Source organism: Shewanella sp. LC6, assembly GCF_006385735.2.
GTDB lineage: Bacteria > Pseudomonadota > Gammaproteobacteria > Enterobacterales > Shewanellaceae > Shewanella > Shewanella xiamenensis.
Window position 1 is genome coordinate 2,084,139 of the sequence record NZ_CP043902.1, and the last position, 18,232, is coordinate 2,102,370.

Below are 18,232 nucleotides of genomic sequence, written 5' to 3' on the forward strand. Positions count from 1 at the left end.
ACTTTTGCACTTGAGCATAAGCCTTTGTTGCGATCAATTTACGGTTTTGCTGTTCGATTGTGCAAACAAAAGTCACTGCACAGAGGCTCAGATGCTTCCTTTTTCAACAGATTTAGCTAAAGTGGTCAGAGCACTTAGTCCATTGCCATAAAACAAGAAAGGGAAGCGATTATGCCAGTCTATCAAGCACCACTGCGTGACTATCAATTTATCCTCGATGAAATGTTGCATATTTATCAGCAAGATGCCCTAAAAGGCTTCGATGAAATCGACCCCGATCTGGTTGATGCCATCCTACAGGGTATGGCGGATTTCAGTACTGAGGTGATGTTGCCGTTAAATAGCGTGGGGGATGTGCAGGGCTGCAAACTCGTGGATGGTAAAGTGGTTACCCCCGAAGGTTTTGCCGACGCCTATCAGCAATTTGTCGACAATGGTTGGCCGACACTGACCTGCGATCCCGCCTACGGTGGCCAAGGACTGCCCGAAGTAGTCGGGATTTTCGCCACCGAGATGCAAACCTCGACTAACATGGCCTTTGCCATGTATCCCGGCCTTACCCACGGCGCCTATGCGGCCATTCATGTCCACGGCAGTGAGGCACTTAAACAGAAGTATCTAGCGAAATTAGTGAGTGGTGAATGGACTGGCACCATGAACCTCACCGAATCCCATGCCGGAACCGACTTAGCACTATTGCGTACTAAGGCCGTGCCTGCGGCGGACGGCTACTTTGCGATCACTGGTGAGAAGATTTTTATCTCTTCGGGCGACCATCAATTTACCGATAACATAGTGCACTTAGTGTTAGCACGCTTGCCCGATGCGCCCGAAGGGGTTAAGGGCATTTCGCTGTTTGCTGTGCCCAAAGTGTTAGTGAACAGTGATGGCAGTTTAGGTGAGGCGAACAGCCTCTATGCCAGTGGGCTTGAGCATAAAATGGGCATCCACGGTAACTCAACCTGTGTGATGGTATTTGAGGGGGCACTCGGTGAGTTAGTGGGAGAACCCCACCAAGGGCTGCGCGCCATGTTTACCATGATGAACCAAGCGCGTTTGGGGGTTGGAATGCAGGGATTAGGCGTCTCCGAAATCGCCTATCAAAATGCCTTAGCCTACGCAAAGGACAGATTGCAGAGCCGCGCCATTAGTGGCGCTAAAGCGCCTGAAAAAGTTGCCGACCCGATTTTGGTACACGGTGATGTGCGCCGGATGTTGTTATCGCAAAAAGCCTTTAATGAAGGTGCCCGTGCACTCGTTGGCCAGCAGGCGTTGTGGCTCGATGAGGCAGAGCGCCATAGCGATCCTGCAAAAGCCAAAGCGGCCTCGCAATTAGCGGCCTTGTTTACGCCTGTGGTGAAAGGCTTTATCACTAATCGAGGCTTTAATGCCTGCGTGGATGCGCAGCAAGTGTTTGGTGGCCATGGCTATATTCACGAGTGGGGGATGGAGCAATTTGTGCGTGATAGCCGTATTGCACTGATTTATGAAGGTACAAACGGTATTCAGGCGCTCGATTTAGTTGGCCGTAAACTGCTGAGTGACCGTGGTGCGGCTATGCAGCAATGGTCTGTGCTTGTTACCGAATTTATTCAATCACAGGGCAAAGATGCGCAAATGCAGCCCTACGTGAGTGGGCTAATGGATTGCGCCACCGATTTACAAAAGGCGAGTGGTTATTTAGCGAGCCATGCAGCAAGCAATCCCGACATTATCGGCGCGGCATCGATGGCGTATCTGGAGTTATTTGGCATTACGGCTCTGGCATGGATGTGGGCGCGTATGGCCAAGATTGCACTAACTGCGCTCGCAAATGGCACGCAAGAGGCGGAGTTTTACCAGGCTAAACTGAAAACGGCGGACTTTTATATGGCGTATTGGGCCGTGCAAAGCCGCAGCCTGCGTAAACAGTTGGAGCTGGCGAGTGAGATGCTAACCACGCTTGATGAAACTATTTTTTAAGTATTTACATCCGCAGTGTTATATCCAGTAAAAAACAACAATGAGCCAGCAAAGTGATGCTGGCTTTTTTATTGGAGATGGCTTTCATTAAGCGCCATTTAGTAAGTGCTATGCACTAAGAGCCATGCCGCTATATCCACACATAACGAGTAGACTCTCTTTACAATTGTTACAAATCCTGACCGATGTAAATTTAAATGAGAATTATTGTCATCTATCAGTCAAACTTTATAATGACGGCACATTTTAGATGACATGGGTAAACCACAGGTTTGCTCAAGGTTGGGGGACTTTGTGAAATCACGTTTTGCCTATTCAATACTAACGCTTGCCCTGATGCCGCATTTGGTCTTTGCGGCTGCGCCTAACGCTCAAGAGAGTAAACCCGAGCAAGAAAGTGCTTCAACGGCACAAGTTGCTATGCAAACCAACACACAGGCCGAAGCGCAAGCCAGCACACAAGCTGAGACTAAGGCGCCAGAGCGAATTGTCGTGCGTGGTCGCGCCATGCAAATGTATGTTGATAAAGAGACTGAAATCGGCACTAAAACGGCAATCAATGTGATGGAATTGCCGCAGTCAGTACAAGTACTGACCGAGCAACTGATTGACGATCAAGCCGCTCGTAACATCACTGACTTATACCGCTCCATTGCCGGTGTGAGTGAATTTAGCTATTCCGGCGTGACCTTTCGTGGCTTTCGCGATGATGCCAACGTGTTTTACGATGGTGTACGTGGCGACCCGTATTCGGGATTTTCGGTGCCACAACTGTTCAACGTACAGCGGGTTGAAGTATTAAAAGGCCCTGCATCGGCACTCTATGGCGGCGGTGAACCCGGCGGAATGATTAACTATGTGACGAAGAAACCGACCTTTGTCGAGCGTAAAGATCTCACCCTAAGCACGGGTAGCTACGATATGATGGGCGGCTCGCTGGATTTCACTGGCGGTTTAACTGAGGATTTAGCCTATCGATTGGGGGGCTACTATCAGCAGGAAGATAGCTTTCGTAACAATGCCGATAGCTTAAATGCCGAAGTGGCAGGTGGTTTACTCTATGAAATCAGTGAAGATACCAAGGTCACCACCACCTTCGATCTGATAAGGCAGGATTTGGGTGGCAATCGACTCCGTGGTGTACCCGTGGATGATGCGGGTAATTTCCTTGTCGATCCTTCCTACAATGCCAACGAGAAAAGCGATTTCCAGAAAATGGATGCCTTGGTGCTGCAAGCGATTCTCGATCATCAATTTAGTGATGATTTTTCGGTAAAAACTCAAATTCGTTACCTGAATAATGAATCCGATCAGCAATATCACGAATCCCGTGGTTGGGTCGATGTGAATGGTGATGGCAAGGCAAACAGTGCCGATGGTACGATCAAACGTGAATATCGTGTCCAATCCCGTGCCAATGACGAAATCAGTTTAACCAATGATTTTGTCTATCGTTTTAATGCCTTAGGTTTTGAGCATGAGTTCCTGTTTGGTGGTGATTATCACTATGTCGAAACCGAGTACCGTTACAAGTTGGCGACCAGTAAGGAAGGCGTGGGTAATCTGAATATCTTTGAGCTGAATTACGGTGAAACAAACCCAAGTGCTTATCAGTTAAAAGACATGGATACCGACGGTACCCGTGCCAACCGTTTTGGCCTCTATTTGCAAGAGCATCTGCATTTCAACGAGCAGTGGTCTTTAATTGCGGGTCTACGCTTTAGCCAGTTTGATGATTACGATAAAAAGACCGGATTCTCCTTTAGCGATAATGCCATTACCCCAAGGGCTGGATTGAATTATCGTCCAATCGATGCGATGTCTTTCTACTTGAACTACTCAGAGAGTTTCAATCCGGCAGCATTGTCTGATCAAGAGAGCATCAAAAGTGACGGCGCACTCGATCCCGAAACTGGTAATCAAATAGAGCTTGGGATGAAAAACGAGTGGCTCGATGGCCAGTTTATGACCACGCTTGCACTCTATCGCATTGAAAAACAAAATGTGGCCCAGGCTAACCCTTTAGATACTGGGGATGACGATGGTATTCCGAATTTAGTTAATTTTGGCGAAGTACGTAGCCAAGGGGTGGAATTTACGCTGGTGGGGGATCTTACGGATAACCTTACCGTAACGGCTAACTATGCCTATAACGATACGGAAGTGATCAAGGGCGTGACCAACGACAGCCTAACCAACACCTTTGGCGACGGCAAACACTTTGCCAATGCGCCGCGCCATCAAGCAGGGCTATGGACGCGCTACGATATTCAAGTGATTGATTCCGCCATTGCTTTTGGGATGGACTATGTGGGCGAGCAATTTAGCCTCAATGGTCAAACGGTAAAACCCCATACGGTGTTTGATATGAGCTGGACGACTCAGTGGGACCAAACCCAAGTGCGCGTAAATCTGAAGAATATCTTCGATAAGGAATATGCTGTTAGCGGATTTAGTGAGCGCAATGGCCATTTCCCTGGCGAGCCGCGCAATATCACGCTTGAACTGAGCCATAAGTTCTAACGTTAAGAAACCAAGTGCAATCTAAGCCAGCGTGACGATTCGCGGGCTTAGATTTATCTACAAGCAACGTTACCTATAGCTTTTAACTATGTATGCGAGTATTGCATCGTTGCTAAAGTGCTTTAATTCACGCAAAACGCTTCTTATATTTATTTATCGATTACAACAATAGATTCTATCCGTTTTTTACTATGACTTTCTTTGTTTAGACTGGGCTTATCTATTCTCCATTGCGATAAGGTCAGTTATGCCGCCGATTAACCATTTATCCTCAGCTTCTCAATCTGTTACCGCGCCTAAAGTGGCGTTAATTGCAGAGGGTGGTGGTCAGCGCGGTATTTTTACCGCAGGCGTACTCGATGCTTGGCTTGATGCGGAGTTCGACCCTTTCGATTTATTGATTGGTACCTCCGCTGGCTCACAAAACTTGACGAGTTTCTTAGCTAGGCAAAAGGGATACGCTAAAAAACTTATCCGTGGCTTAACGCGTCATAAACGCTTCTATCAATTAGGACGAGGTCTGATTGGCGCCAATGTGATCGATCTCGACTGGTATTTTGACCAGATTCAACGTGGAAGCTTTAAGCTAGATTTAGCCGCGGCGAGTCAATCCCTCCGTGGGCGAGAACTTCTTATCACCACCACGCGAGTCAGCGATCGCCAAGGGTATTTCTTGAGCCCAACCAACCACGAACACTGGCGTGAACTACTTAAAGCCTCTAGCGCATTGCCTTTTTTATATAAACAAGGGGTGAAGTTAACACCTTGGTTAGCGATTGAATCTGCTAATCATGCCGAAGTTATGGCTGAGCCAGAGCAGGATTTTTATCTCGATGGCGGTTTAGCTGCGCCGCTACCTGTGCGTGAGGCGTATCGACGCGGCGCCCGTAAAATTGTGGTGGTCAGAACGGTGAATGAGGATTTTCAAGCCCAATCCGCTTGGGTACATAAACTCAAGTCGTGGATCTGCGTCTCAGGTTTTTGCCCTAAGACCATTGATTACTTAGTGCAGCATGAAGAGGCCTATCAGGCCGAGCTAGACTTTATTGCCAATCCTCCCGATGATGTTGAAATTGTGCAGATTTTTGCGAAGTCACCATTACAGAGTAAGCTGTTAGGTAGCACAGATACGGATTTACGGATTGATTACCTGCAAGGGATAAAGGCGGGGAAGGCGTTTCTTGCTAAGTCTTCTGGGCAAATTGCCAAGGTTAAAGATGTGACGCCAGTTTTACCATTGGCAATATCGGCCTAGGTCATTGGTTCGCTTCTTCTTGAATCACTCAAGGTATTATTGCTCGGCCGTATTTTAGCTTGCTTGGCAAAGCTAAATGAATTGGGCAAAGCGTTAAAGGTAATAAAGCCACCCGAGGTGGCTTTATTATTAGGATGAATATCAGTGGTTAATAACTGGCGGCATGCACTGAGCGCACGGCGCGGCCTGATGGGTCGATAATACCCCGTAAACTTTCATCCCACGCCAGTGCTTCTGGGGTAGAGCAGGCGACCGACTTGCCACCAGGAACCGTTTCGGCAGCACTTGGCAATGGATAATGCTCTTCAAAGAAACAGCGATAGAAGTAAGCCTCTTTGGTTTCTGGCGTGTTATACGGGAAGCGGAACTTCGCGTTGGCCAGTTGCAAATCGTCGACCTGTTCTGCGGCATGGGCTTTTAAGCCATCAATCCAAGAGTAGCCTACGCCATCGCTGAATTGTTCCTTTTGGCGCCAGGCGACTTCTTTAGGTAATTTATGTTCAAAGGCTTGGCGCAGAATGTGTTTCTCAATCCGGCCATCCTTAGACATTTTTGCTTCAGGATTAATGCGCATTGCCACATCCATAAATTCCTTATCGAGGAAAGGCACACGGGCTTCCAATCCCCACGCCGCCATGGCTTTGTTGGCACGCAGACAGTCGAATAGATGCAGTTTATCCAGTTTACGCACGAGTTCCTCATGGAAGGCCTGCGCGTTTGGCGCCTTATGGAAGTACAAGTAACCGCCAAAGAGTTCATCGGCACCTTCACCCGATAACACCATTTTGATCCCCATCGCCTTGATTTTACGCGCCATCAGATACATGGGTGTGGCAGCACGAATGGTGGTGACATCATAGGTTTCTAAGTGGTAGATGACCTCTTTAATCGCATCTAGCCCTTCTTGGAAGGTAAAGTTGATCTCATGGTGAATCGTTCCAATGGCATCAGCAACCTTTTTGGCCGCGATTAAATCCGGAGCGCCTTTTAAACCGACAGCAAAGGAGTGTAGCTGCGGCCACCAAGCGCCCGTTTCACCGTCATCTTCGATGCGGCGTTTGGCAAATGTCTGGGTGATAGCCGAGATCACCGATGAGTCTAAACCACCGGAGAGTAATACTCCGTAAGGTACATCGGACATCAATTGACGTTTTACTGCGGCTTCTAGAGCTTCACGCAGTTCTTCTTGGCTGGCGCCGTTATCTTTAACTGCATCATACTGTTGCCAATCGCGGGTGTAGTATTTCACTGCCGCAGCATCGCTTGAGTATAAGTATTGGCCCGGCTGGAATTCTTCCACCGTTTTACACACTGGCATCAGTGCTTTCATTTCGGAGGCGACATAGAAGTTACCTGCCGCATCTCGACCCGTGTAGAGCGGAATGATACCCATATGATCGCGGCCGATTAGGTAGGCGTCTTTGGCTTTGTCGTAGAGTACGAAGGCGAAAATACCGTTTAATTTATCAAGAAATTCAGTGCCATATTCCTGATACAACGCCAGAATGACTTCGCAATCTGAGTTGGTTTGATAGCTGTATTTATCGCCGAGTTGGGCTTTGAGTTCTTTGTGGTTATAGATTTCACCGTTGACCGCGAGGATAAGGCTGCCATCTTCGGTTAGCAGTGGCTGCGCGCCATGTTCAATATCGACAATGGCCAAGCGTTCGTGGGCCAAAATCGCTTTATCGCTGGCGTAAATGCCTGACCAATCGGGGCCGCGATGGCGCATCAGTTTGGACATTTCTAGTGCCACTTGGCGTAGCTCTTTCGCATCGGATTGAATATCTAAAATTGAAAAAATCGAACACATAATGCAACTCCTAAACCGCTGTATTTCATTTGAGGATGTCTCAATTGAGTATCAATGTGCCAGCGATTCGGGATTTTGCCAAATATTATTTTTGATGATTTGTTCGTTTTTAGGTGTTTTTGGTGAGTTTAATCTATATTGAAAATGGTTTTAATTGAAGTTTGTTTAATTAGTTTCGCTTTTTTATACACAAAGTGTTTTTTTGTGTTGATTGCTAGGCGGGATATTGGCAAATACATAATGTTCACTCAAGAAAATCCGTTTTTGAGAAAATCATGATAAATGTGAGCAAGATAGTTATCCAAGCGTCATAATCGCTGATTTTATAAGCAGCATATCGGCAGTTATTGCCCGTGTTGCTACAGTCAAGGTCAACAGTGAGCGTAAAGTGGGGCGGCTCATAAAATACTCATAACATAATAAGGCACCCTTCAAGGTGCCTTATTAGATTTTTTAGCGATTAATCCCTTTGCTTAAGCCGCTTACTTTGCGGTCGTGGCAAGTTCTGTTTTGGCGGGACGCAGGCTGTTAAACTCAGTACCTTGATAGTAGCCTGGCCAATCTTGGCTGTTGCCTAAGCTGCGAGTCACTTGATAGTAAATTTCCAGATCTTGAATCGCACCACTCAAATCCCAGTCTTCATGGTATTCATCGCAGACATTGTGGTAGCAGCCCTTCATGGTCGCCTGCATTTGGGTCTTATAGTCCGCGGTTGCCACATCGATTGGCTCACTACCGCCACCGGCAAAAACCGCAGGAACGCCGAGTTTAGCGAAGCTGAAGTGGTCAGAGCGGAAGAAACCGCCCGATGCAGGATTCTTTTCACCCAAAGCAATGCGGTTTTGCTGTTTGGCGGCATCGATTAAGTAGTTTTCAAGCTCGGACTTGCCTTTACCGACGATAGTGAGGTCCTTGGTTTTTCCATAGATATTGGTGCTATCTAGGTTTAGCACTGCCACGGTTTTATCAATGGGGTAGATAGGATTAGCGGCATAATAACGTGAGCCAAGCAACCCTTGTTCTTCACCCGTGGTAGCGATAAAGGTCACCGAGCGAGCTAAGCCGTGGCCCTGTTTAGCGTTATCAGCCAGTTGTCTGGCGATTTCTAAAATGCCCGCAATGCCCGATGCGTTGTCCATGGCACCGTTGTAAATTTTATCGCCTTCTTTACTGTCATCTTTGCCAATATGGTCCCAGTGGCCAGTAAACAGAATTTGCTCATCTACTTGCTTGGTGCCAGGAAGGGTGGCGACGACGTTATAGCTGTTGGCATATTCCGCTTTGTTTTTAAAGGCGATGCTGGCCGTTTGCTCTAGGGATAAGCTAATTGGGCTATCGGCAGCGCGAGCCATGAGAGTTGGAAGTGATAGGCCAGCCTTTTCAAACAGTTTTGTGGCGGTATCTAAGGTTAACCAACCTTCAACTTGGACGCGGCTATCCTGCTCAGCTTTGCTGTGCACTAAATCCTGTTGTGGCCCCGTCCAACTGTTTTCGACAACAGACCAAGGATAAGATGCAGGCTCAGTATCGTGGATCAGCAGCGCGCCGAGTGCGCCTTGGCGGCTAGCTTCTTCAAATTTATAACTCCAGCGGCCGTAGTAGGTCATCGCTTTGCCATTAAATTTGCCTGAGTCTGGGCGGGCAAAACCGGGATCGTTCACTAAGATGACTGCGATTTTACCTTTCATATCCACATCTTGGTAATCATTCCAGCCATATTCAGGTGCATTAACACCGTAGCCAACAAATACCAATGGCGCGTTTTCAATGTTAATACCACCGTTATCATGGCGACTACTGAGCACCAGATCTTGACGGTATTTAAAGGGTAATCCTGCTAGCGTGACTTGCTGTGCTTCATCGGCGGTATAGCTCACCATAGGCACAGGTTGTAAAAAGCTACCTTGGTAAGCACCTTTAAGTCCCATCTCTGCAAAGGCCTTGGATAAATAATCCAAGGTGAGTTTTTCACCCTGAGTGGTTGGGGCGCGGCCTTCAAACTCATCGGAAGACAGGTTTTTAATATCGTCTCTAAAACGTGCTTCATTCATTTGCACGGGTTTCAGTGCGGCACTACTGTTGGCATCGGGCTGGGCCGAGTTGGGGCTACAGGCACTGAGCAAGGCTAGTGCACAAAACGGATACAAACGTCGCATAGGTTGATCCTACTGTTATTTTTAGGGCGTGTTTAACGCGAATATCAAAGGGGGATGTCGTGCCTTATCATGAATCAAGCGACAATGGGGTACAAGGGAAGTCCAACGGCAAATATGTTACTTAATGTTAAGGTCAGTGGTGTTTCTCAGCACGCTAAGGTGCTGAGAAGCTGGCAGTTTGATGCTTAAACGACATCGATATCGCCCGCGCAGGCGAAAACATGATTTGGGCGGAAAGGTTCTTTATCGATATCTTCAAGCTTACTTACGCCGCTGGTAACCAGAATGGTCTCAAGTCCGGCTTGGAAGCCCGCCAAGATATCGGTGCGCATATTGTCGCCGATGATCACGGTATTTTCGGAGTGACCGTCAATATGATTGAGCGCCGAGCGGATAATCCATGAACTCGGTTTACCGACGTAGAAAGGCTTTTTGCCGGTAATACGCTCAATCGGTGAACACAGGGCGCCGCAGGCTGGACTGTAAGCGGGGCCGTGAGTGTCGGGGTTGGTGGCGATAAAACGGGCGCCACGGGCGACAAATCCGGCGGCCTTATGGATCATATCCCAGTTATAGGAGCGGGTTTCACCGACAATCACGAAGTCGGGGTTAATGTCGGTAATGGTAAAACCAGCCTTGTAGAGCTCATGGGTGAGGGCGCCTTCACCGATAACAAAGGCTTTACTGCCCTCTTGGTGCTTTAAAAAGTCAGCGGTAGCCATAGCAGAGGTGTAAAAACATTCTTCGGGAATATCCATTCCAGCGGCGCTGAGGCGATTTTGTAGATCTTTGCCCGTTTGTACCGGATAGTTTGTGAGGATGACGAGGGGGTTGCCTTGCTCGAGAATGCGCTGGATAAATTTATCGCTGCCGGGGATCAGCTTATTGTCGTGCAGGAGTACACCATCGATATCGCAGATAATATTTTTCATCTAATAATCTCTTTTATGCCGAACAAAATCACTTTTCGTTAGCTTATCTAATGCCACATTAGTCCATAAAACAATGGTTTTGTATGTCATAGCCCAAAAAAAAGAGACCTTTAAGGTCTCTTCTTCAAATATTCAGAGATTAATCGGGTGCGTAACCATTAGGTCCGATGAGCGTGCCATCAAGATAGGCTTGGCCGTCTTGCATTTTTAGGCGTTGATGGCTAAACCATTTCACCACTAGGGGGTAAATAGCATGCTCTTGCTCGTGGACACGCGCAGCGAGCATCTCTGCGGTATCGTCTTCATAAACTGGGACTTTCGCCTGTAAAATCACCGGACCAGCATCTAGCGCTGGGGTAACAAAATGCACACTTGCGCCATGTTCTGTTTCTTTGGCATCAATGGCACGTTGGTGGGTGTGTAATCCGGTAAATTTGGGCAGCAATGAAGGGTGGATATTGATCATGCGACCTAAATAATGATTCACGAATTCATCAGTTAGAATGCGCATAAATCCAGCCAACACGATTAAATCCGGTTGGTATTGTTCAATTGCAGCCATTAACCGTGCATCGTAATCAGAGCGAGATTCACCTGTGCGAGCAATCACGCAGCTGGTATCAATTTCACTATGATGGGCACGAACTAGGCCGTAGGCATCGGGTTTATTACTGATCACTCCGACAACTTCGGCTTGCAAATTATCGTCACAACCGTCGATAACGGCTTGCAGATTACTGCCATTTCCGGAAATTAATACAACTACACGACAGCTTTGGGGCATTACAGGATCTCCACTTGCTCTTCATTACCTTCGCGAGCAGCGATAGCACCGATAAGCCATGCTTGTTCGCCTTCCGCTGCAAGCAGCGCAAGTGCGGCATCCACTTTATCGGCTGGCAGCGCAACGATCATGCCTACACCACAGTTAAAGGTGCGGTACATTTCATATTCTGCAATGTTACCGTTTTCCATTAACCAATTGAAAACAGCTGGCCATTGCCATGAATCACCTTGGATAACGGCTTTGCAGTTTTCAGGCAGTACGCGAGGAATGTTCTCCCAGAAACCGCCGCCAGTGATGTGTGCCATTGCGTGCACGTCTGATGCTTCAATCAGCTTGAGCAATGATTTAACGTAAATTTTGGTTGGTTCTAACAGATGTTGGATCAATGGCTTGCCATTGAGATCCTGTTGAGGGTCCGCTTGGCTGACTTCTAATACTTTACGAATTAATGAATAGCCATTTGAATGAGGACCACTTGAAGCTAAGGCGATCAGTGCATCACCCGCGGCCACTTTACTCCCGTCAATGATGTCGGCCTTTTCAACCACGCCCACACAGAAACCTGCGAGGTCGTAATCTTCACCTTCATACATGCCTGGCATTTCAGCGGTTTCGCCGCCGATTAACGCACAACCAGATTGGAAACAACCTTCACCGATGCCGTTAACAACAGAAGTTGCTGTTTCAACATCGAGCTTGCCTGTTGCGTAGTAATCGAGGAAAAACAATGGCTCAGCGCCTTGAACGATCAAATCGTTCACACACATGGCCACTAAGTCGATACCGACGGTGTCGTGTTTTTTGTAATCGATAGCTAAACGCAATTTAGTACCAACACCATCGGTGCCTGACACTAAAACAGGTTGCTTGTATTTAGTGGGTAATTCACACAATGCGCCAAAACCACCTAAGTTGCCCATTACCTCTGGACGACGGGTACGTTTAACAGCCGCTTTAATGTTATTTACCAGTGCATTACCAGCATCAATATCAACGCCAGCGTCTTTATAGCTCAGTGGGGTAGGAGTGCTCACGGAGGATCCTCTCGGGTACATCGTTATTGGATTTTTATGCGGCGGTATTCTATCAGCTTGTGCTAGGGGTCGAAAGTCATGATTTGGATTTATCAGTATCTCTGAAGTTTTTTTAGCTTCACAGGGGGATATTTCACATTTTCAATCTAGTGATTGGTCATAAAATAGTGTGTTAGTGGGCGTATCTTAAGCGATAAGCAATAATTCTTGCGATATTGCTCACGATTAGTCCGAATGGAAAAACTTTATGTTTTACCCAATAAACAAATCATCTAAAATCTGAAAAATTTGCCTAAGATAATTCGCGAACAATAGTAGGAGAGAAAAATGAAAGTTGTCGAGGTTAAACACCCGTTAGTGCGTCACAAAATCGGCTTAATGCGTGAAGGTGACATTAGCACTAAACGTTTCCGTGAGCTAGCCGCTGAAGTCGGCAGCTTGTTAACCTATGAAGCTACCGCAGATTTCGAAACCGAAACTGTTACGATTGAAGGCTGGAATGGTCCGGTAGATGTGGATCAGATCAAAGGCAAGAAAGTGACTGTTGTGCCTATCTTGCGTGCGGGTTTAGGCATGATGGACGGTGTACTTGAGCATATTCCAAGTGCGCGTATTTCGGTTGTGGGTATCTACCGCGACGAAGAAACCCTAGAACCTGTGCCATATTTTGAAAAGCTGGCCAGCGACATGAACGAGCGTATCGCGCTGATCGTTGACCCCATGCTGGCAACTGGTGGCTCGATGATTGCGACTATCGACCTGCTGAAAAAACGCGGTTGCACGTCAATTAAAGCCTTAGTGTTAGTTGCCGCGCCCGAAGGACTCAAAGCCCTTGAAGCGGCTCACCCGGATGTTGAGCTGTATACTGCCGCAATCGACAGATGCTTAAACGAGAAGGGCTATATCCTGCCTGGTTTAGGTGATGCGGGCGATAAGATTTTTGGGACGAAATAATGTTCTGATGGCTTAAATGCTATCTCGATTTGACAAGGGGGCTTAGGCTCCCTTTTTGTTTTTTATGATTCCATTTTTGCCGACTCGTTCTACAGTTAACGATAAGATTAATTTTTGACAGAATGCGTTTTGCGCGGCGCAGTAGGTTTGCAATAAATCGATTTAACTCAGGTCATCATCGGGGATTATGATGGTTTCAAAACTAAGTTGGTCACTTGTTCGCCAATCTTGTTCATTGGCTACCTTGATATTTGTTGTGTTACTGCTGATCCTTTTACCCCTGCGAATAGAGAAAGAACACAGGGCATTTGTCAAATTTGTACGGGCGAAACACGTGGTGCCAAGTTATTTAGAGTTGCTTGGTAAGAGTTTATCTTTACACGATATTATTGATTTTGATAGTGCGCTACTTACACCATTTAAGCTTGATTCCTCCCGCTTATTATTGCCTTCAGGCGGTGCTTTATCACCAGAAGAAGAGCTGATCCTGCGCTATTTTGACTATTTATATTCAAATAATAAGAATCCCGTCAGAAGTGCGTTTATATATATCGGTCTATACAAAAGTAATGCGCTATATTTTGCCTCCACGATTCCTGATGAGGTGAAAAGTCGCTTAATACACGAAAATTCTTTCACCAATGAGTTTTGCCAACGGCTGCATTATTGCAGTAAGGATGCCTCTGCTGACTCCTTAGTTGATGATATTGTGCTGTCCGTTCCTTATCGTGATGAAGTAACGGGAAACATTATTCTTTCTATGGCGGCGCCCATTTCATCCTCACATGCGCCTGAGCATCTTTGGGGAGATGTGATTGCTGATACATCATTTATGGCAACGGATTTTATGCAAAGAAAAGTGTTTGAAACTCAGAACTCGGCTTATGGCACTGAGATTGTCATTAGCGGAGATAGTTTTTGGACACGGATCACGCCCAACTTTCTGTTTTATGCTATGAGTAATCACTTAGATAATCAGAGTGTTTTAACATACAAAATCAGTACGTTAAGGTTTTTTATGCAATATTTGCCTCTTTGGTTATTGCTGTCGGGCTTAACAATTATTTTCCAACTTAAATTTATGCGTCTCAAGCAGTTACGTACTGAGCGTCAGCAATTTTCTGAAGCTATGCTGTTGGATCCATTTACGAAGACCTACAATAAAAAAATCTATGAAACACTTATTTTTAAGGCTGCAACTGCGTCTCAATATGCTGTGATTTGTATTGATGGCGATAAAATAAAAACGATTAACGACACCCATGGTCATCAATTAGGTGATTTGGCAATAATGCAAATTGTCGAAGCGATGCGAGCCGTTTTTCGAGAAAACGACATTATTATCCGCACTGGTGGTGATGAGTTTGTAGTGATTTTAGCCAACTGTCCTATTGATAAAGCACAACAACTTGCGGATAGACTTAAAGATAACATTCGGCAGCGACATTTTTTAAATATGCTAACTGTTTCTTGCGGTGTCGCAGATTCAATGGATTGTCCATCCTTTGAGGCGGTATTTCTGGCGGCAGATAAGGCGTTATACGCGGATAAGACACAAAAAAGATCCGATGATGAAAATGATGTTTTGCGGTAACGTTCTAATACTCAATGCTTAAATCCCTATCATAAAAAAGCGTGGCATTACCACGCTTTTGCTTATGTCTATATGTCTTTCCTACGCTTAGAGCACCATGGCGGCAATCCAGCCAAATACTAACAGTGGAATATTGTAGTGAATAAAGGTGGGGATCACGCTGTCGCGGATATGGTCGTGCTGACCATCGGCATTTAAACCCGATGTGGGACCCAATGTTGAGTCCGACGCTGGCGAGCCTGCATCGCCCAACGCAGCAGCAGTTCCGACTAACGCGATAGTTGCGGGTACTGAAAAGCCAAAGCTTAGCGCCAAGGGCACATAAATGGTCGCAATAATCGGGATGGTCGAGAAGGATGAGCCGATACCCATAGTAATTAATAGTCCAACGACTAACATCAAAAAGGCGGCGAGGGCTTTATTGTCGCCAATCAGACTACTCAATGATGAAACCAGGGTGCCAACTTCACCAGTTTCTTTCACTACTGCGGCAAAACCTGCGGCGGAGATCATGATAAAACCGATATTGGCCATCATGCGAACGCCCTGAGTAAAGATATCTTGGTCAGCAACGTGTTTTAGTGCGCCAGAGAAACTAAAGATCATAAAGCCGACTAAAGCGCCGAAGATCATCGAATCAGTCTCAAGTTGTACAAATAAAGTTGCAAGAATTGCTACCGCTGCGATAGCGATATTGCGCTTATTGAGCGTCTCTTCGGGCTCGGCACTGAGCACTTTAGTTTCATCGTATACCCTCGGCTTGCGATAGCTAACAAATACTGCGATCAATAAACCGACTACCATGCCCGCTGCGGGGATCAACATGGCAGGGGGGATTTGGTCACGCACAGCGACTAAGCCATTGCTGGTGAGGTTTGACAGTAAAATATCATTTAAGAAAATACCACCAAAGCCCACGGGTAAAATCATGTAGGTGGTCACAAGACCAAAGGTCAGCACGCAGGCGACCAGACGGCGGTCGATATGCAGCTTGGTCATTACATGCAGCAGTGGCGGCACGAGTATCGGAATAAAGGCGATATGGATCGGCAGGATATTTTGCGATGCCATTGACATCACGAGCAGGGATAACAGCAGTAACCAGCGCACCCAATTAGTGTTGGTCGGATTAGGTTCTTGGCCAAGGCTTTTAATGATCGAGTTGGAGATCAGCGTCGTCAAGCCTGAATGGGATAATGCTACGGCAAATGCACCCAATAAGGCATAACTCAGGGCGATTTGTGCGCCGCCACCTAATCCTGTATTGAAGGCATCAATCGTTTGATGCAGATCCATTCCCCCGACTAAACCAGCAACGAGGGCGCTGATGGTGAGCGCGACCACTACATTCACCCTCGCCAAACTAAGGGCTAACATTAAACACACAGCAATGACGACTGCATTCATAGACAAATTCTTAATTCTGTAAACCAAAAGGGTTATTTTCGACTGCGAAGGCCGTGTCTGTCCAGTTTACCGAGCCTTAATCTGAAAAATATCTGAAAATGTGAATCGAGAGGGCTTTTAGTGTTAGATGAATGTGGGCAAAAGCGCTTATCAATGGCACAGATTGCTCTATCCTTAAGCAGTAACGTCAAAATGCCCTTGAAAAATGTGATATTGGTCTTAAATAGGTTGTAAGGCAAAACGCACGACTTATAATGCCTAAAGATTTGATTGGTAAGCGCTCTCAAATACACTCGCACAAATGTGCAAGCGTGTTTAAGGGATGTTTTACTTTTATAGTTAGTTCAACTCATAGATGGAGATATAAAATGAGCGTATTAGTAGGCCGTCCGGCTCCTGATTTTACTGCAGCAGCTGTATTAGGTTCTGGCGAAATCGTAGATAGCTTTAACTTAACTGCAGCCATCAAAGGCAAGCCTGCAGTGGTATTTTTCTATCCACTTGACTTCACTTTCGTTTGTCCATCAGAGTTGATCGCTTTTGATCACCGCATGGAAGAGTTCACTAAGCGTGGTGTTGAAGTGATCGGTGTGTCTATCGATTCTCAATTCACTCACAACGCATGGCGTAACACCCCAGTAGAAAAAGGTGGTATTGGCCAAGTGAAATACACTTTAGTTGCTGACGTTAAACACGACATCTGTAAAGCATACGATGTTGAGCATCCAGAAGCTGGCGTGGCTTTCCGTGGTTCATTCCTGATCGACAAAGAAGGTATGGTACGTCACCAAGTGGTTAACGATCTGCCATTAGGCCGTAACGTTGACGAAATGCTGCGTATGATCGACGCACTGCAATTCCACGAAGAGCACGGTGATGTTTGCCCAGCAGGTTGGGAAAAAGGCGACAAAGGTATGAACGCAAGCACTGAAGGTGTTGCGGCTTACTTAGCTGAAAACGCAAGCTCTCTGTAATTTGTAAACCTTTAGTTAGGTAAAAAGAAAGCTGCCTTTTGGCAGCTTTCTTGTTTTAGACAATTGTTGGTAAAGCTATGCTTCGCTATCCGAATCATCAGGTTCGTTGGTGGCTAAGAGTGGCCAGCCACCTAAAGATTTCCAGCGGTTGACGATATAACAAAAGAGTTCAGCAGTGCGCTCGGTATCGTAGAGTGCTGAATGGGCTTCTTTATTGTCAAAAGGGATGCCTGCCATAATACAGGCTTTTGCTAATACCGTATGGCCAATCGCTAATCCTGCCAACGTCGCGGTATCAAAAGTGGCAAACGGATGGAATGGAGAGCGTTTTAAGTCACAACGTTCAATAGCCTTACTCACAAAGCCATGATCAAAGGCTGCATTGTGCGCCACAATAATACTACGGTGACAATCAGATGCCTTTTGGGCTTTTTTAACGGCTTTAAATATCTCTAAAAAGGCTTCTTTTTCGCTGACCGCACCGCGTAATGGATTGGTGGGATCGATACCATTAAAAGCCAGCGCCTCGGGTTCTAAATTTGCACCCTCAAAGGGCTCAATGTTGAAATGCAGGGTTTTATCAATCCCGAGCACGCCTTCATCATCCATTTTCAGTAGCGTGACGGCTATTTCCAGCAACGCATCGGTTTGAGAGTTGAAGCCCGCGGTTTCGACATCTATCACTACCGGAAAGTAGCCACGAAATCGGTGTTTCAATTTGTTTGCGTCGCAAATATCGCTCATTAAAGTACCCAAGAAAAATCACAGGGCGCTATTATGCTTAATGAACTAGGATGTGTCATGTTTGATTGCTGGTTTTATGAGCTAAAGGAACTAAAAA

General features: G+C 46.4%; 13 protein-coding genes. 6 read left to right on the forward strand and 7 right to left on the reverse strand.

What is annotated here, in order from left to right; genetic code table 11:
* The first annotated feature begins 171 nt into the window (after positions 1–171).
* The 3 genes from FJD32_RS09550 to FJD32_RS09560 all read left to right on the forward strand — a co-directional run bounded on the left by FJD32_RS09550 (position 172) and on the right by FJD32_RS09560 (position 5,740).
* Positions 172–1,962 carry an acyl-CoA dehydrogenase C-terminal domain-containing protein gene (locus tag FJD32_RS09550; RefSeq protein WP_140907571.1) on the forward strand — a complete coding sequence of 597 codons (1,791 nt, stop codon included), beginning with the start codon at positions 172–174 and terminating at the stop codon, positions 1,960–1,962.
* A gap of 294 nt (positions 1,963–2,256) precedes the next feature.
* Positions 2,257–4,485: a TonB-dependent siderophore receptor gene (locus tag FJD32_RS09555; protein ID WP_140907572.1), complete on the forward strand. Its 2,229-nt coding sequence runs from the start codon at positions 2,257–2,259 to the stop codon at positions 4,483–4,485.
* Positions 4,486–4,732: 247 nt separating this feature from the next.
* A complete protein-coding gene (locus FJD32_RS09560) occupies positions 4,733–5,740 on the forward strand; it encodes a patatin family protein (RefSeq protein WP_069455163.1) in 1,008 nt (335 codons plus the stop codon).
* Between the two features lie 148 nt (positions 5,741–5,888).
* On the opposite strand, the gene asnB is transcribed toward FJD32_RS09560, so the two are convergent.
* From asnB to purM, 5 genes are all read right to left on the reverse strand, one after another.
* Entirely contained in the window at positions 5,889–7,553 is a 1,665-nt protein-coding gene (asnB, locus tag FJD32_RS09565) for an asparagine synthase B (RefSeq protein WP_037427511.1), read from the reverse strand.
* A gap of 482 nt (positions 7,554–8,035) precedes the next feature.
* A complete protein-coding gene (locus tag FJD32_RS09570) occupies positions 8,036–9,709 on the reverse strand; it encodes a M28 family metallopeptidase (protein ID WP_140907573.1) in 1,674 nt (557 codons plus the stop codon).
* A gap of 185 nt (positions 9,710–9,894) precedes the next feature.
* Positions 9,895–10,641, reverse strand: a complete 747-nt coding sequence (locus FJD32_RS09575; RefSeq protein WP_099458270.1) for an HAD-IIA family hydrolase — start codon at positions 10,639–10,641, stop codon at positions 9,895–9,897.
* 139 nt (positions 10,642–10,780) lie between these two features.
* The gene (gene purN / locus FJD32_RS09580; protein WP_037427506.1) at positions 10,781–11,425 is read right to left on the reverse strand and encodes a phosphoribosylglycinamide formyltransferase; all 645 of its coding nucleotides are present in this window, start codon (positions 11,423–11,425) and stop codon (positions 10,781–10,783) included.
* The gene (purM, locus tag FJD32_RS09585) at positions 11,425–12,462 is read right to left on the reverse strand and encodes a phosphoribosylformylglycinamidine cyclo-ligase (protein ID WP_023267860.1); all 1,038 of its coding nucleotides are present in this window, start codon (positions 12,460–12,462) and stop codon (positions 11,425–11,427) included. The genes purN and purM overlap by 1 nt, the downstream gene beginning before the upstream one ends.
* 327 nt (positions 12,463–12,789) lie before the next feature.
* Between purM and upp the strand changes: the two genes are divergently transcribed.
* Together upp and FJD32_RS09595 are read left to right on the forward strand one after the other, a co-directional pair.
* Positions 12,790–13,416, forward strand: coding sequence for a uracil phosphoribosyltransferase (gene upp, locus FJD32_RS09590; protein ID WP_023267861.1), 627 nt, complete (start codon positions 12,790–12,792; stop codon positions 13,414–13,416).
* 190 nt (positions 13,417–13,606) lie between these two features.
* Positions 13,607–15,010 (forward strand): GGDEF domain-containing protein, encoded by a 1,404-nt coding sequence (locus FJD32_RS09595; RefSeq protein ID WP_140907574.1) that lies wholly within the window; start codon positions 13,607–13,609, stop codon positions 15,008–15,010.
* A gap of 87 nt (positions 15,011–15,097) precedes the next feature.
* Here FJD32_RS09595 and FJD32_RS09600 read toward each other — a convergent pair whose 3' ends face one another.
* On the reverse strand, positions 15,098–16,417 hold the full coding sequence (locus FJD32_RS09600; RefSeq protein ID WP_037419402.1) for a Na+/H+ antiporter family protein: 1,320 nt from the start codon (positions 16,415–16,417) through the stop codon (positions 15,098–15,100).
* Positions 16,418–16,785: 368 nt separating this feature from the next.
* Between FJD32_RS09600 and FJD32_RS09605 the strand changes: the two genes are divergently transcribed.
* Entirely contained in the window at positions 16,786–17,391 is a 606-nt protein-coding gene (locus FJD32_RS09605) for a peroxiredoxin C (protein WP_011623136.1), read from the forward strand.
* Between the two features lie 75 nt (positions 17,392–17,466).
* On the opposite strand, the gene rnt is transcribed toward FJD32_RS09605, so the two are convergent.
* A complete protein-coding gene (rnt, locus tag FJD32_RS09610; protein WP_069455157.1) occupies positions 17,467–18,135 on the reverse strand; it encodes a ribonuclease T in 669 nt (222 codons plus the stop codon).
* Positions 18,136–18,232: the final 97 nt, after the last annotated feature.